Origin of the sequence: Nitrospira sp. (assembly GCA_015709715.1) — a bacterium.
Taxonomy (GTDB): domain Bacteria; phylum Nitrospirota; class Nitrospiria; order Nitrospirales; family Nitrospiraceae; genus Nitrospira_A.
The window spans coordinates 1016995-1029672 of record CP054184.1 but is presented as its reverse complement, the minus strand read 5'-3'; the positions used below and the strand labels follow the sequence as shown (position 1 = coordinate 1029672).

The 12678-nt window shown below is 54.9% G+C and carries 22 protein-coding genes; all 22 read left to right on the top strand.

Annotated elements, in window-relative coordinates; translation table 11 throughout:
* The first annotated feature begins 66 nt into the window (after window positions 1-66).
* The 22 genes from HRU82_04825 (at window position 67) to HRU82_04720 (ending at window position 12646) form a co-directional block, all read left to right on the top strand.
* Window positions 67-438, top strand: coding sequence for a 30S ribosomal protein S12 (locus HRU82_04825; protein ID QOJ34316.1), 372 nt, complete (start codon window positions 67-69; stop codon window positions 436-438).
* Between the two features lie 60 nt (window positions 439-498).
* Complete coding sequence (gene rpsG / locus HRU82_04820) at window positions 499-972, top strand: 30S ribosomal protein S7 (GenBank protein ID QOJ34315.1); 474 nt, start codon at window positions 499-501, stop codon at window positions 970-972.
* A 103-nt stretch (window positions 973-1075) separates the two neighbouring features.
* On the top strand, window positions 1076-3157 hold the full coding sequence (gene fusA, locus HRU82_04815; GenBank protein QOJ34314.1) for an elongation factor G: 2082 nt from the start codon (window positions 1076-1078) through the stop codon (window positions 3155-3157).
* Between the two features lie 34 nt (window positions 3158-3191).
* Window positions 3192-4397 carry an elongation factor Tu gene (gene tuf, locus HRU82_04810; protein ID QOJ34313.1) on the top strand — a complete coding sequence of 402 codons (1206 nt, stop codon included), beginning with the start codon at window positions 3192-3194 and terminating at the stop codon, window positions 4395-4397.
* Window positions 4398-4434: 37 nt separating this feature from the next.
* Window positions 4435-4746: a 30S ribosomal protein S10 gene (gene rpsJ, locus HRU82_04805; protein ID QOJ34312.1), complete on the top strand. Its 312-nt coding sequence runs from the start codon at window positions 4435-4437 to the stop codon at window positions 4744-4746.
* Window positions 4747-4783: 37 nt separating this feature from the next.
* Window positions 4784-5404: a 50S ribosomal protein L3 gene (rplC, locus tag HRU82_04800; GenBank protein ID QOJ34311.1), complete on the top strand. Its 621-nt coding sequence runs from the start codon at window positions 4784-4786 to the stop codon at window positions 5402-5404.
* Window positions 5405-5407: 3 nt separating this feature from the next.
* Window positions 5408-6031, top strand: a complete 624-nt coding sequence (gene rplD / locus HRU82_04795; protein ID QOJ34310.1) for a 50S ribosomal protein L4 — start codon at window positions 5408-5410, stop codon at window positions 6029-6031.
* Window positions 6028-6321, top strand: coding sequence for a 50S ribosomal protein L23 (locus tag HRU82_04790; protein ID QOJ34309.1), 294 nt, complete (start codon window positions 6028-6030; stop codon window positions 6319-6321). The genes rplD and HRU82_04790 overlap by 4 nt, the downstream gene beginning before the upstream one ends.
* Before the next feature lie 38 nt (window positions 6322-6359).
* Entirely contained in the window at window positions 6360-7187 is an 828-nt protein-coding gene (gene rplB / locus HRU82_04785) for a 50S ribosomal protein L2 (GenBank protein QOJ34308.1), read from the top strand.
* Window positions 7188-7196: 9 nt separating this feature from the next.
* Window positions 7197-7484 carry a 30S ribosomal protein S19 gene (gene rpsS, locus HRU82_04780; GenBank protein ID QOJ34307.1) on the top strand — a complete coding sequence of 96 codons (288 nt, stop codon included), beginning with the start codon at window positions 7197-7199 and terminating at the stop codon, window positions 7482-7484.
* Between the two features lie 44 nt (window positions 7485-7528).
* Window positions 7529-7882 (top strand): 50S ribosomal protein L22, encoded by a 354-nt coding sequence (gene rplV / locus HRU82_04775; GenBank protein ID QOJ34306.1) that lies wholly within the window; start codon window positions 7529-7531, stop codon window positions 7880-7882.
* A 32-nt stretch (window positions 7883-7914) separates the two neighbouring features.
* The gene (gene rpsC / locus HRU82_04770; protein QOJ34305.1) at window positions 7915-8583 is read left to right on the top strand and encodes a 30S ribosomal protein S3; all 669 of its coding nucleotides are present in this window, start codon (window positions 7915-7917) and stop codon (window positions 8581-8583) included.
* 28 nt (window positions 8584-8611) lie between these two features.
* Window positions 8612-9028, top strand: a complete 417-nt coding sequence (gene rplP / locus HRU82_04765) for a 50S ribosomal protein L16 (protein QOJ34304.1) — start codon at window positions 8612-8614, stop codon at window positions 9026-9028.
* A gap of 29 nt (window positions 9029-9057) precedes the next feature.
* Window positions 9058-9279, top strand: a complete 222-nt coding sequence (gene rpmC / locus HRU82_04760) for a 50S ribosomal protein L29 (GenBank protein QOJ34303.1) — start codon at window positions 9058-9060, stop codon at window positions 9277-9279.
* Window positions 9280-9293: 14 nt separating this feature from the next.
* Entirely contained in the window at window positions 9294-9563 is a 270-nt protein-coding gene (rpsQ, locus tag HRU82_04755) for a 30S ribosomal protein S17 (protein ID QOJ34302.1), read from the top strand.
* Window positions 9564-9619: 56 nt separating this feature from the next.
* Window positions 9620-9988 carry a 50S ribosomal protein L14 gene (gene rplN / locus HRU82_04750; protein QOJ34301.1) on the top strand — a complete coding sequence of 123 codons (369 nt, stop codon included), beginning with the start codon at window positions 9620-9622 and terminating at the stop codon, window positions 9986-9988.
* 26 nt (window positions 9989-10014) lie between these two features.
* A complete protein-coding gene (locus HRU82_04745; GenBank protein QOJ34300.1) occupies window positions 10015-10341 on the top strand; it encodes a 50S ribosomal protein L24 in 327 nt (108 codons plus the stop codon).
* Between the two features lie 101 nt (window positions 10342-10442).
* A complete protein-coding gene (rplE, locus tag HRU82_04740) occupies window positions 10443-11015 on the top strand; it encodes a 50S ribosomal protein L5 (protein QOJ37110.1) in 573 nt (190 codons plus the stop codon).
* 43 nt (window positions 11016-11058) lie between these two features.
* Window positions 11059-11244: a type Z 30S ribosomal protein S14 gene (locus HRU82_04735; protein QOJ34299.1), complete on the top strand. Its 186-nt coding sequence runs from the start codon at window positions 11059-11061 to the stop codon at window positions 11242-11244.
* Window positions 11245-11283: 39 nt separating this feature from the next.
* Window positions 11284-11679: a 30S ribosomal protein S8 gene (rpsH, locus tag HRU82_04730; protein ID QOJ34298.1), complete on the top strand. Its 396-nt coding sequence runs from the start codon at window positions 11284-11286 to the stop codon at window positions 11677-11679.
* 56 nt (window positions 11680-11735) lie between these two features.
* Window positions 11736-12272 (top strand): 50S ribosomal protein L6, encoded by a 537-nt coding sequence (rplF, locus tag HRU82_04725; GenBank protein ID QOJ34297.1) that lies wholly within the window; start codon window positions 11736-11738, stop codon window positions 12270-12272.
* Between the two features lie 8 nt (window positions 12273-12280).
* On the top strand, window positions 12281-12646 hold the full coding sequence (locus tag HRU82_04720; protein ID QOJ34296.1) for a 50S ribosomal protein L18: 366 nt from the start codon (window positions 12281-12283) through the stop codon (window positions 12644-12646).
* Window positions 12647-12678: the final 32 nt, after the last annotated feature.

Here is a 12678-nt window from a genome sequence, read left to right as displayed (position 1 = left end):
ATCCGACGGCTTCGCTCAGGAACAAATCTTAATAATTCGTTGCTTTTTCAAGAAAGAGTACTGTGAATGCCAACGATTAATCAGCTTGTCCGTAAAGGCCGGACGCTCATGAAGTCCAAGACGAAAAGTCCGGCACTGAAGCGCTGCCCTCAAAAACGTGGTGTGTGCTTACGTGTGTATACCACCACCCCAAAGAAGCCCAATTCGGCCCTTCGAAAGGTCGCTCGTGTTCGCTTAACCAATGGGATGGAGGTCACCACGTATATTCCTGGTGTTGGCCACAACCTTCAGGAGCATTCGATCGTCCTGGTGCGCGGGGGGAGGGTCAAGGACTTGCCTGGTGTGCGTTATCACATCGTGCGAGGCTCTCTCGATGCGGTCGGTGTGGCGGATCGAAAGCAGGCTCGGTCCAAGTATGGGGCGAAGCGTCCGAAATAGGGTTGGTTACTTGGTTGTGTTCTTGCGGAACCTCAACAGTCATTACGCTATAGGATAACGATGCCACGCGGACAATTTTTTGGTCACCGGGAAGCGCAGCCGGATTCAAAGTATCGCGATAAGCTTGTCGGGAAATTCTTGAATGTGCTTATGGCTGGCGGCAAGAAAAGTACGGCGGAGCGCGTCTGTTATGGTGCCTTTGATCTGATCCAGCAGAAGACGAACGGTGGGGATCCGATGAAGATCTTCCGTTCGGCCATCGACAATGTGAAGCCGGTCGTGGAGGTGAAGTCTCGCCGAGTTGGCGGGGCCTCATATCAGGTTCCGGTTGAGATTCGTCCGTCTCGCCGTGTCTCGCTTGCGCTTCGGTGGATCACTGATTTTTCCCGATCGCGCGGCGGGAAGAGCATGCAGGAGCGGTTGGCGGCAGAGTTGTTGGACGCTTCCAATAATACCGGTGCTTCCGTGAAGAAGCGGGAGGATGTGCACCGGATGGCCGAGGCGAATAAGGCCTTCGCTCATTATCGTTGGTAATTTGGTTTCGTGCTGCTGTCGGGCCGGGCTGCGACGGTAGTGGTTCGTCGTGGCTGATGGTTTGCGGCTTCGATGGTGGCGCATTTGTTTTTCTGGGGGATTTGTGGCTAGGCAGACACCATTAGAGCGGACTCGAAATATCGGCATTATGGCCCACATCGATGCCGGAAAGACGACGACCACCGAGCGCATTCTCTTTTATACGGGAATGACGCACAAGTTGGGTGAAGTTCATGAGGGCGCAGCCACCATGGACTGGATGGAGCAGGAGCGCGAGCGAGGGATTACGATCACGGCCGCGGCGACAACCTGCTTTTGGCGCGATCACCGTATCAATATCATTGATACGCCTGGTCACGTCGATTTCACCATCGAGGTCGAGCGTTCGCTCAGGGTTCTTGATGGCGCGGTTGCCGCTTTCGATTCGGTGCAGGGTGTTGAGCCCCAGTCGGAGACGGTTTGGCGGCAAGCTGATAAGTATCAGGTTCCACGTATTGCCTTCATGAATAAGATGGATCGGATTGGTGCCGATTTTTATGCCAGCGTCCAGTCCATTATCGACCGTTTGGGAGCCAATCCTGTGCCTATCCAGATCCCAATTGGTCGAGAGGCCGAGTTTCGTGGATCTGTTGATTTGGTTAGGATGAAGGGATTTTTCTACGACGACGAAACATTGGGTGCGAAGTACAAGGTGGATGAAATTCCTGCTGACCTTGTCGATAAGGCCAATGAATATCGCGAAAAGATGTTGGAGGCCGTGGCCGAGTACGACGATCAGGTGATGGAGAAGTATCTGAATGGTCAGTCTTTGACCGAGGAAGAGGTTCGTCGCGCCATTCGGGCTGCCACGATTGCCATGAGGGTGACGCCGGTTCTCTGTGGCTCGGCCTTTAAGAATAAGGGCGTGCAGCAGTTGTTGGATGCAGTGGTCGATTATTTGCCTTCGCCGGTGGATATTCCCGCCGTCGTTGGGGTCGATCCCAATAGTGGGAAGGAAGTGAAGCGCGAGCCGTCTGATTCTGAGCCCTTCTCAGCGTTGGCATTTAAGATCATGACGGACCCCTTCGCGGGTCAGCTGACGTTCTTCCGGGTTTATTCCGGGACCTTGAAGACCGGGACCGCGGTTTTGAATGTCACGAAGGGGACGAAGGATCGAATCGGCCGCCTTCTTAAGATGCACGCGAATAAGCGAGAAGAAATTGAGATTGTGTACGCGGGTGATATTGCGGCCGCCGTGGGGTTGAAGAGTGCTACCACTGGTGACACGCTGGCCGATGAGAAGCAGTCCGTTCTTTTGGAAGTGATGAAGTTTCCTGAGCCAGTCATTGCGATGGCGATCGAGCCGAAGACGAAGCAGGATCAGGAAAAAATGGGCTTCGCCTTGCAGAAGCTGGCGCAGGAAGATCCGTCTTTCCGTGTACGTACAGATGAGGAAACGGCCGAGACCATTATCGCCGGCATGGGCGAGCTCCATCTTGAGATCATCGTTGATCGCCTATTGCGGGAGTTTAAGGTTGAGGCCAACGTTGGGAAGCCGGAGGTCGCCTTTAGGGAGACTATTCGTCGCAAGGCAGAAGCCGAGTCGAAGTACATCAAGCAGACGGGCGGTCGAGGGCAGTATGGTCACGTTGTTTTGACGGTCGAGCCTTCGGAATCTGGTAAGGGGTTGGAGTTTGTCAATAAGGTCGTTGGCGGCGCCATCCCTAAGGAGTATATCCCTGCTATTGAAAAAGGCGTGAAGGAGCGGATGGAGACTGGGGTAGTCGCTGGCTTCCCGCTGCGTGATGTTCGGGTGACGGTCATCGATGGTTCCTATCATGATGTGGACTCCAATGAAATGGCGTTCAAGATAGCAGCGTCCATGGGTTTTGCCGATGCTTGCAAAAAGGCGGATCCTGTCCTGCTTGAGCCGATCATGAAGGTCGAAGTGCTCGTTCCTCAAGAGTTTATGGGGGATGTCATCGGCAATCTTAATGGTCGGCGTGGGAAGGTTCAGGGGATGAAGGTGCGGGCCGGGGCGCAGGCCATCGATGCCACTGTGCCGTTGATGGAAATGTTTGGATATGCCACGGACTTGCGTTCACGAACACAGGGACGGGCTACCTACAGTATGGAATTTGATCGATATGATCAGGTGCCAAGGCAGATTGCGGACGCGATCACGGCTAAGCATCGTGGTGAATAAGGCGTAGGTTGTGTGAATCAGGGGAGGATCGGGGATGGCGAAGGCGAAATTTGAGCGACGGAAGCCCCACGTGAACATTGGGACGATTGGGCATGTGGACCATGGGAAGACGACGCTGACGAGTGCGCTGACCAAGATCTGCTCGGAGCGGGGGATGGCGAAGTTCGTGAGCTACGACGAAGTGGCGAAGGCGAGCGAGAGCCAGGGGCGGCGCGACGCGACGAAGATCATGACGATTGCGATCAGCCACGTGGAGTACGAGACGGACAACCGGCACTACGCGCACGTCGACTGCCCGGGGCACGCGGACTATGTGAAGAACATGATTACGGGCGCCGCGCAGATGGACGGGGCGATTTTGGTGGTGAGTGCCGCAGATGGTCCGATGCCGCAGACGCGGGAGCATATCCTGCTGGCTCGGCAGGTAGGGGTGCCGTACATTGTGGTGTTCTTGAACAAGGCGGACAAGGTTGACGACAAGGAGTTGCTGGACCTGGTGGAATTGGAAGTGCGGGAGCTGCTGACGAAGTATGAATTCCCGGGGGAGAAGATTCCCATCATTCAGGGCTCGGCGTTGAAGGCGATGGAGGGGGATCAGGGGCCGCTGGGGGTGCCGTCGATCCTGAAGTTGCTGGAGGCCATCGACACCTACATTCCGACGCCGACGCGGGCCATCGACAAGCCGTTTTTGATGCCGATCGAAGACGTGTTCACGATCAGCGGGCGGGGCACGGTGGTGACGGGACGGTGCGAGCGGGGCATCGTGAAGGTGGGCGACGAAATCGAGATTGTGGGGTTGCGGCCGACGCAGACCACGGTGGTGACGGGCGTGGAAATGTTCCGCAAGGTGCTGGATGAGGGGCAGGCGGGCGACAACATCGGGGTGCTGCTCCGGGGGACGAAGAAAGAGGATGTGGAGCGGGGCATGGTGTTGGCGAAGCCGAAGAGCATCACGCCGCACACGAAGTTCAAGGCGGAGATCTATGTCTTGACGAAGGAAGAGGGGGGGCGGCATACGCCGTTTTTCAACGGGTACCGGCCGCAGTTCTATTTCCGGACGACGGACGTGACGGGGGTGGTGACGTTGAATCCGGGGGTGGAGATGGTGATGCCGGGGGATAATGTGACGGTGACGGGGGAGTTGATCAGTCCGATCGCGATGGATCAGGGGTTGCGGTTTGCGGTCCGCGAAGGCGGCAAGACCGTCGGCTCCGGCGTCGTCACGGAAATCTTAGCGTAGTTAGGCTGGCGCAGGGCCGGCTTGTGAGGAGTGGAGCGTGAAAGTCGATCAAAGGATTCGCATCAGGCTGCGGGGGTTTGACTACCGCGTACTTGATCAGTCGGTGGTTGAGATTGTGGATACCGTTCGACGGAGCGGGGCTAGAGTCGTGGGGCCAATTCCGCTGCCGACAAAGATAGAGCGTTTCACGGTTCAGCGCTCAACCCATGTCGATAAAAAGTCCCGTGAACAGTTCGAAATCCGAACGCATAAGCGCTTGCTGGATATTATGGAGCCGACGCCGGAGACCATGGACTCCTTGATGAAGTTGAACTTGGCGGCGGGTGTGGATGTGGAAATCAAGCTCTGATGCTAAGGTTAAGCACCGAGGGGCTGATAGGACGACGATGACAAACGGATTGTTGGGAAAAAAGTTGGGGATGACCCAAATGTACGACGAGACCGTTCTTGAGCCGGTGACGGTCATCGAGGCTGGTCCTTGTCGAGTGGTGGCGATTAAGACCAAGGAGCGTGACGGGTATGAGGCCGTTCAGCTCTCATTTGGAGAGGTGAAGGATCGTAAGCTATCAAAGGCCGAACTCGGTCATTTGAAGAAGCAGCAAGCCCCTGCCAGTCGGTGGCTGCGGGAATTTCCGAGGGCCGGCGAAGTGTCCGTCGGTCAGACCATCAAGGTCGATATTTTTAAGAAAGGTGACTGGGTCGATGTAGTCGGCGTCTCCAAGGGGAAGGGGTTTCAGGGGGTGGTGCGGCGTCATAATTACTCCGGCGGTCCAGAATCGCACGGTTCCATGTTTCATCGAGCGCCTGGTTCCATTGGAAGCAGCTCTTATCCCTCCAGGGTGTGGAAGAACAAGACTCTTCCTGGTCATATGGGATCCGAGCGAGTCACTGTCCAGCGACTGAAGGTGGTTGACGCGCGTCCTGAAGAAAACCTGTTATTCGTCCGCGGTGCGGTGCCTGGTGGCGCGAACGGCCTGCTCCTCGTCCGAAAATCGAAGAAGAGTTAAGCTATGCCGAAAGTTGATGTTGTTGATGCCAAAAAGAACAAAGTAGGCACGATCGAGTTGCCCAACGAAGTGTTTGGATGTGAGTCGCGTGTTGCGCTTGTCCATGAGGCAGTCGTCATGCAGCGTGCCTGTGGGCGCCAAGGAACGGCATCCACGTTGCGTCGTGGCGAGGTCAGTGGCTCTGGTAAGAAGCCATGGAAGCAGAAGCATACGGGCCGTGCGCGCGCTGGTTCGTTGCGTTCTCCGGTCTGGAGGCACGGCGGGACGGTATTTGGCCCGAAACCTCGCAGTTACGCGTTCGTGATGCCAAGAAAGAAGTACCGCGCCGCTCTGCAGAGTGCTCTTTCTGTAAAATTGGCTGAGGGAAATGTCATTGTGGTTTCCGATCTCACCCTCGCGCAGCCCAAGACTAAATTGCTTTCTCAGGCATTGGCCCAGTTGGGCCTGGCTGGCTCGGTATTGCTGGTTGTCGGGGAGGGGCGGATGGATGTTGTGCAGGCTGGAAAGAATCTCTCCAAGGTGACCTTGGTCAGGCCAGAGGAATTGAATGTGTATGATGTATTGCGCTGCGACTCATTGGTTATTCCGCAACGCGAAATGGATCGTGTCCGGGAGGTTTGGTCATGAAAGGTGACCTCCATCAGGTGCTTATCCAGCCGTTGCTGACGGAAAAGATTACGGCACTCCGTGAGCAGGGCAATACGGTTGGGTTTTTGGTGCATCCGAATGCCAACAAAATTCAGATCCGCCAGGCGGTGGAGACGCTGCTCAAGGTAAAAGTCGCCCGTGTCAACGTGGTGAACACGCAGGGCAAGGTCAAGCGCTTGGGACGTTTCGTGGGAAGGCGTTCGGATTGGAAGAAGGCCTTCGTGACCTTGAAGCCGGGTGAGAAGCTGGAATTGTACGAAAGCGTCTAGGTTAATGGTTTGCTCATCTTCAAGTAGGTAAATCAGTTATGGCATTGAAAGCGTATAAGGCAACCTCTCCTGGGCGACGTGGTATGACCGCACTCAAGGATGAGAAGCTGACGAAAAAGCGACCGGAGAAGGCGCTCACCGATTTTCATCTCCGTACGGGCGGCAGAAATAATGATGGACGCCAGACGATTCGATTCCGTGGAGGGGGGCATAAGCGTCTCTACCGACAGATCGATTTTTTGCGCGATAAGGTCGGGATTCCTGCCAAGGTTGCGGCGATCGAGTATGATCCGAATCGCTCCTCGCGCATTGCTTTGCTGTATTACCGGGACGGCGAAAAGCGATATATCCTCGCTCCTGTGGGATTGGCTGTAAACGACCTTGTCGAGGCAGGGCCGGAAGCGGAAGTTCGACCGGGCAATGCATTGCCCTTGGCCAACATTCCGCTAGGTACGACAATTCATAACATTGAATTGCGGCCTGGTAAGGGGGGGCAGTTGATTCGTAGCGCCGGCGGGTTTGCGCAGGTAATGGGGCGAGACGGGGTATATGTGCAGATTCGTCTGAAGTCCGGGGAGATGCGCAAGGTTTTGGCATCGTGCCGGGCCACGGTTGGTCAGGTCGGTAATGTGGATCATGAGAATATTGTCGTGGGGAAGGCCGGCCGGTCACGTTGGAAAGGGAAGCGCCCGCATGTTCGCGGCGTCGTAATGAACCCTGTTGATCACCCGCATGGTGGTGGTGAGGGAAAGTCCGGGCAAGGGAATCCTCATCCTGTGTCGCCTTGGGGTACGCCTACCAAGGGATATAAGACCAGGAAGAATAAAGCCACCGACAAATTCATTATCGCGCGCAGGAAGAAGTAGGAGCGGACTATGCCTCGTTCAGTATCAAAGGGCCCATTTGTGGATGATCATCTTCTCAGGAAGGTCGAGCAGATGAATCAATCCAAGGATCGGAAGCTTATCAAGACCTGGTCGCGACGATCGACTGTGGTGCCCGACATGATCGGCCACACATTTGCGGTGCATAACGGGAAGAAATTTATTCCGGTCTTCGTCACTGAAAATATGGTCGGCCACAAGTTGGGGGAGTTTGCACCCACCAGGTTCTTTAAGGGGCATGGTCAGGCAAAGACCGAGAAAGCGGTTGCCCTTAAGTAAGGTATCTGTTTGAGCGGGGCCGACCGGTTCCGAAAAGGTGAGATATGGCAGAAGCTAAGGCAAATTTGAGATTCGTTCGTGTTACTCCGAGGAAAGCTCGCGTGGTCGTCGATATGATCCGTGGCCAGCAGGTTCCTCGGGCCCTTGCCATGCTCAGGCTTACGCCCAGGCATGCGGCAAGAGTGGTAGAGAAGCTACTCAGATCGGCGGTGGCGAATGCGGAGCAAAAAGAACTGGGGGATAGCGAGGACATGTGGGTGTCGCAGGCCATCGTGAATTGCGGCCCGATTTATAAGCGATTCCGCGCAAGGTCCATGGGGCGTGCCAATTCGATTCAGAAACGTACCAGCCATATCACCATCGCAGTGGCTGTGCCGTCCGCTGGTGCCGGTAAGTAATGTCTGCACATTTATATTGAGGTTCATTTTCAATGGGTCAAAAGACACATCCAATTGGGTATCGCGTCGGATACAACTACACCTGGAGTTCGCGTTGGTATGCCGATAAGGATTACGCCAAGTTGCTTCACCAGGACATCAAGATTCGCAAAATGGTGAAGGCGAAGCTCTATCACGCAGGCGTGGCGAAGGTGGAGATTGAGCGTTCCGGAGACCAAACTCGCGTGATCATCCATACCGCTCGCCCGGGTATCATTATCGGACGAAAAGGGGCGGAGGTCGATAAGCTGAAGGCCGCCTTGGAAAAGGAATATTCTGGTCAGGCCTACATCACGGTCAAGGAAATCAAGAAGCCGGAGTTGGATGCGCAGCTTGTCAGCGAGAATGTTGCGACTCAGTTGGAAAAGCGCGTAGCTTTCCGTCGAGCCATGAAGCGGAGTGTGCAGTCTGCGCTTCGCCTCGGGGCCCAAGGGATCAAGATCATGGTGGCCGGTCGTCTGGGTGGTGCTGAAATTGCACGGACAGAATGGTACCGCGAAGGTCGTGTTCCTCTTCACACGCTCCGGGCGGAAGTGGATTACGGGTTCGCTGAAGCCCACACCACGATGGGGCAGATCGGTGTCAAGACATGGATCTACAAGGGCGAGCTTCTCCCTGCCCTGCAATTGAAGCCTGAGTCGGCCCTCGGGAGACTCGGTTAAAGCAACTCGATTAAGGAGAAGGTGGGCTGTGTTAGCGCCAAAGAAAGTCAAATTTAGAAAAATGCAGAAGGGCCGAATGCGGGGGAAGGCCTACCGTGGCGGCGCCATTACTCTCGGCGAATTTGGTTTGAAGGCCCTTGAGCCGGGCTGGGTCACCAGTCGGCAAATCGAGGCGGCTCGGATTGCGATTACCCGTTTTGTGAAGCGCGGCGGCCAGGTGTGGACGAGGATTTTCCCAGACAAGCCCATCACCAAAAAGCCGGCCGAAACTCGAATGGGTAAGGGGAAGGGAAACCCTGAGTATTGGGTGGCGGTCGTCAAGCCGGGACGCATTATGTATGAGATGAGCGGGGTCGCTCCAGATGTGGCGAAAGAGGCCTTGCGTCTCGCCGCGTACAAGCTTCCCATCGCGACCAGATTCGTGGTGCGTGGAGAAATTCAGTAACCTGCAGTTAGGTTGACGGTGGTGATTTTATGGATGTGAAAGAGTTAAGTGGCCTTACGGTCGACGAGCTGAGCGAAAAGGAAAAGCAGTTGAGGCAAGAACTGTTCAATTTCAGATTTCAGCTCGGCACGGGTCGGCTTGAGAATCCGATGCAGATTCGTAACACGAAGCGAGACATCGCTCGGATCAAGACCGTCATCCGTCAACGAAAATCTGCCGAAGGTCTGATCGGCGCAGCCGGTGTCAAATAAGAGAGAAGATACACATGAATGATGCTCAGCAACCGCGCCGTGAGTGGTACGGCAATGTCGTCAGCAACAAAATGAACAAGACCGTCGTCGTTGCCGTCGAGCGTTCGGTGATCCACCCCATCTACAAGAAGGTGCTTCGTCGGCTGACCAAGCTGAAGGCTCATGACGAGGGCAACGTGTGCAAAATCGGGGATCGGGTTCAGCTCATCGAGACCCGTCCGATCAGTAAGGATAAGCATTGGCGGGTCGTTCGCGTGATGGTGAAGGGGCAACCAGAAAAGTAGATAACATTGCAGCGCCTGGGGGCTTTCGCCTTGGGCATGAGCGAGTAGGGCAGGGGATGATTCAGAACTATACATACATGGATGTCGCCGATAACTCCGGCGCGAAGCAGGTGATGTGTTTCCATGTGCTAGGCGGCACCCGTCGTCGGTACGGCTCTCTGGGCGATATCGTGGTGGTTGCGGTCAAAGAGGCAATCCCGCAGGCTGGTGTCAAAAAAGGGGATGTCAGTCGCGCAGTCATTGTCCGCACCACGAAGGAAGTCCGAAGGGATGATGGATCGTACATTAAGTTCGACCGTAATGCCTGCGTCTTGATCAATGCGCAGGGAGAACCGGTGGGGACTCGTATCTTCGGGCCGGTTGCCCGCGAGTTGCGTTGGAAGAAATTCATGAAGATCATCTCGTTGGCACCGGAAGTGTTGTAGTTCGAGATGGAAAGGTTTTCGTAGGGATGGCACGAATCAAGACGAAAATTCGCAAAGGCGACACGGTGGTCGTTGTGACTGGTCGAGAGCGGGGGAAATCCGGCAAGGTCCTGTCCGTCGATACCATCGGCGGCAAGATCGTCGTCGAGAAGCTGAACATGATCAAGCGCCACACCAAACCAAATCAAAGTAACCGACAGGGCGGCATTATCGAACGCGAGGCTCCCTTGGCCATTTCCAATGTGATGTTCCTGTGTCCGGTCACAAAGAAGCCGACTCGACTGGGTATCACGCGGCAGGAGGATGGGCGGCGCAGTCGGTTAAGCAAAAAATCAAAAGAAACCGTTGAATAGTTCGAACAGGAAAAACGTTCATGGCAAAAGTAGAGAAAGGTAAGGGCGGTAAGGGGTCTGTTCCGCGTCCTTCTTCTAAGAAGGAAGTTGCAGCGCCTGAGGTGTCCCAGGAAACGAGCGGAGAAAGCCAGTTCGCGCCACGCCTGAGGGATACTTATCGGCAACAGGTGGTGCCTGCCTTGATGAAGGAATTTGGGTATCGCAACCCGATGCAGGTCCCGCGGCTCGACCGAATTGTGCTCAACGTGGGCATGGGGGAGGCAATTCAGAACGTCAAGTTGCTGGAGAGCGCCGTCAACGAGTTGGGCATCATCAGCGGGCAGAAGGCGGTTACCACGAGGGCAAAGAAGGCAATCGCAGGATTCAAGTTGCGACAGGGGATGCCCATTGGGGCGAAGGTTACGCTTCGGAGCCGTCGCATGTGGGAATTTCTGGATCGGTTGGTGACCTTGGCTCTCCCGCGCATTCGTGACTTTCGAGGTGTCTCTCCCAAGGCCTTCGACGGGCGAGGTAACTATACCCTTGGCCTGAAAGAGCAGTTGATCTTTCCGGAGATTGAATACGACAGCGTAGCCTCAATTCATGGGATGGACATCACCATCGTTACGACCGCTCAAACCAATGATGAGGGCAAGGCCCTGTTGAAGCATCTGGGTATGCCGTTCCGCGCGTAGCCTGGAGCGGCCACAATCAGTCATGAATGACAAGGGGGAGTGAGTGGCGAGATTAGCGTTGAAAAATAAGGCCGCTGCAAAGTCAAAGTTTGCTTGCCGCGATTATCATCGCTGTGGACTCTGTGGTCGTGTGCGAGGGTACTTGCGCCGGTTTCGCATGTGTCGCATCTGTTTTCGGTTTTTGAGTCTCAAGGGTGAGATCCCCGGAGTGCGGAAATCCAGCTGGTAAGTGCCAGGTTGCCGAAGCCTTGTTGATGAAGAGGATTGCATGATTACTGATCCGATTGCTGACTTGCTTGTGCGAATTGGAAATGCCGGTCGACGACGCCATGATGTCGTCAAGATCCCCGCATCAAAACTCAAGGGCCAGATCCTGAATATCCTCGGTCGAGAAGGTTTTATCGAAGGTTATGGGGAAATTCAGGAAGATGGTCATCCGATGTTTTCCGTTCAGCTTCGTTATGTGGAGCAAAATCGACCGATGATCACCGGAATGAGGCGAATCAGTAAGCCTGGTCGTCGAGTGTATATTGGACGTGATGACGTACCGAAGGTTCGCAATGGCATCGGCGTGGCGATCATCTCGACATCGAAAGGCGTCATGACCGATAGCGAGTCCAAGCGCTCTGGCCTTGGCGGTGAAGTGCTGTGTTCGGTATGGTAAGCGGGATAGGGATGCTCTTACTAGGTTGAAACCGGCAGGAAGGCAACGGGGTTCGTATGTCGAGGATAGGAAAAAAACCAATCGCAGTTCCCAGCGGAGTCGATGTCAAAGTGGCAGGTCCACTGGTTTCGGTTAAAGGGCCGATGGGCAAGCTTGACTGGCGATTGGCGGAAGGATTGTCTGTTCAGGTCAAAGACGGCCAGTTGGTCGTCGATAGAAACGGAGACGCCAGGCAAACGAGGGCGTTGCACGGACTAGTTCGTGCCGAGCTCAGTAATATGATTTACGGGGTTACGAAGGGGTATGAGAAGTCTCTCGAGATCACCGGGGTCGGATACAAGGCTCAAATGCAGGGTCGTGAGATGAGTTTCAATGTCGGGTATATCAACCCGGTAATCTATGCGGTGCCAGTGGGCATTGATGTGAAGGTCGATAAACAAACATTGATCTCCATCAAGGGGATAGACAAGCGACTGGTTGGGCAGGTTGCCGCGAACATTCGTGCTATCAAGCCACCCGATGTCTATAAACAAAAAGGGATTCGATACGCAGGCGAAGCGCTACGTAAGAAGGAAGGCAAGACAGGTAAGTAGAGAGAGCCATGAATATCGTTGAAAAAAATAGGAAGTTGCAGCGTCGAAAATTGAGAGTTCGGAAGTCTGTCGTCGGAACCACGGAACGTCCTCGCCTCTCTGTCTTTAGAAGTCGTGCTCACATTTATGCGCAAATCATCGATGACCTCCGAGGCTGTACCCTCGCCGCCGCCTCAACGATGGATAAGACGTTGCGAACCTCACTCAAGTCTACCGGGAGCATTGAGGGCGCCAAAGCAGTAGGTAAGTTACTTGCGGAGCGGGCAAGGGTTGCCAAGGTCTCCAAGGTGGTATTTGATCGTGGTGGCCGCTTGTACCATGGACGGGTTAGGGCGTTGGCAGAAGCTTCGCGCGAAGGCGGTTTGGAGTTTTAGGGCGTTTGAACTGAGGAGTTGTCAAGTTAAGC

Coding starts and splice junctions, on each gene's coding strand:
- rpsS (QOJ34307.1), top strand. CDS start 7,197: ATGCCTCGTTCAGTATCAAAGGGCCCATTTGTGGATGATCATCTTCTC.
- rpsH (QOJ34298.1), top strand. CDS start 11,284: ATGATTACTGATCCGATTGCTGACTTGCTTGTGCGAATTGGAAATGCC.
- rpmC (QOJ34303.1), top strand. CDS start 9,058: ATGGATGTGAAAGAGTTAAGTGGCCTTACGGTCGACGAGCTGAGCGAA.
- rpsG (QOJ34315.1), top strand. CDS start 499: ATGCCACGCGGACAATTTTTTGGTCACCGGGAAGCGCAGCCGGATTCA.
- HRU82_04720 (QOJ34296.1), top strand. CDS start 12,281: ATGAATATCGTTGAAAAAAATAGGAAGTTGCAGCGTCGAAAATTGAGA.
- rplN (QOJ34301.1), top strand. CDS start 9,620: ATGATTCAGAACTATACATACATGGATGTCGCCGATAACTCCGGCGCG.
- rplV (QOJ34306.1), top strand. CDS start 7,529: ATGGCAGAAGCTAAGGCAAATTTGAGATTCGTTCGTGTTACTCCGAGG.
- rpsC (QOJ34305.1), top strand. CDS start 7,915: ATGGGTCAAAAGACACATCCAATTGGGTATCGCGTCGGATACAACTAC.
- tuf (QOJ34313.1), top strand. CDS start 3,192: ATGGCGAAGGCGAAATTTGAGCGACGGAAGCCCCACGTGAACATTGGG.
- rplB (QOJ34308.1), top strand. CDS start 6,360: ATGGCATTGAAAGCGTATAAGGCAACCTCTCCTGGGCGACGTGGTATG.
- rpsQ (QOJ34302.1), top strand. CDS start 9,294: ATGAATGATGCTCAGCAACCGCGCCGTGAGTGGTACGGCAATGTCGTC.
- rplF (QOJ34297.1), top strand. CDS start 11,736: ATGTCGAGGATAGGAAAAAAACCAATCGCAGTTCCCAGCGGAGTCGAT.
- HRU82_04745 (QOJ34300.1), top strand. CDS start 10,015: ATGGCACGAATCAAGACGAAAATTCGCAAAGGCGACACGGTGGTCGTT.
- HRU82_04825 (QOJ34316.1), top strand. CDS start 67: ATGCCAACGATTAATCAGCTTGTCCGTAAAGGCCGGACGCTCATGAAG.
- rplD (QOJ34310.1), top strand. CDS start 5,408: ATGCCGAAAGTTGATGTTGTTGATGCCAAAAAGAACAAAGTAGGCACG.
- HRU82_04790 (QOJ34309.1), top strand. CDS start 6,028: ATGAAAGGTGACCTCCATCAGGTGCTTATCCAGCCGTTGCTGACGGAA.
- rplC (QOJ34311.1), top strand. CDS start 4,784: ATGACAAACGGATTGTTGGGAAAAAAGTTGGGGATGACCCAAATGTAC.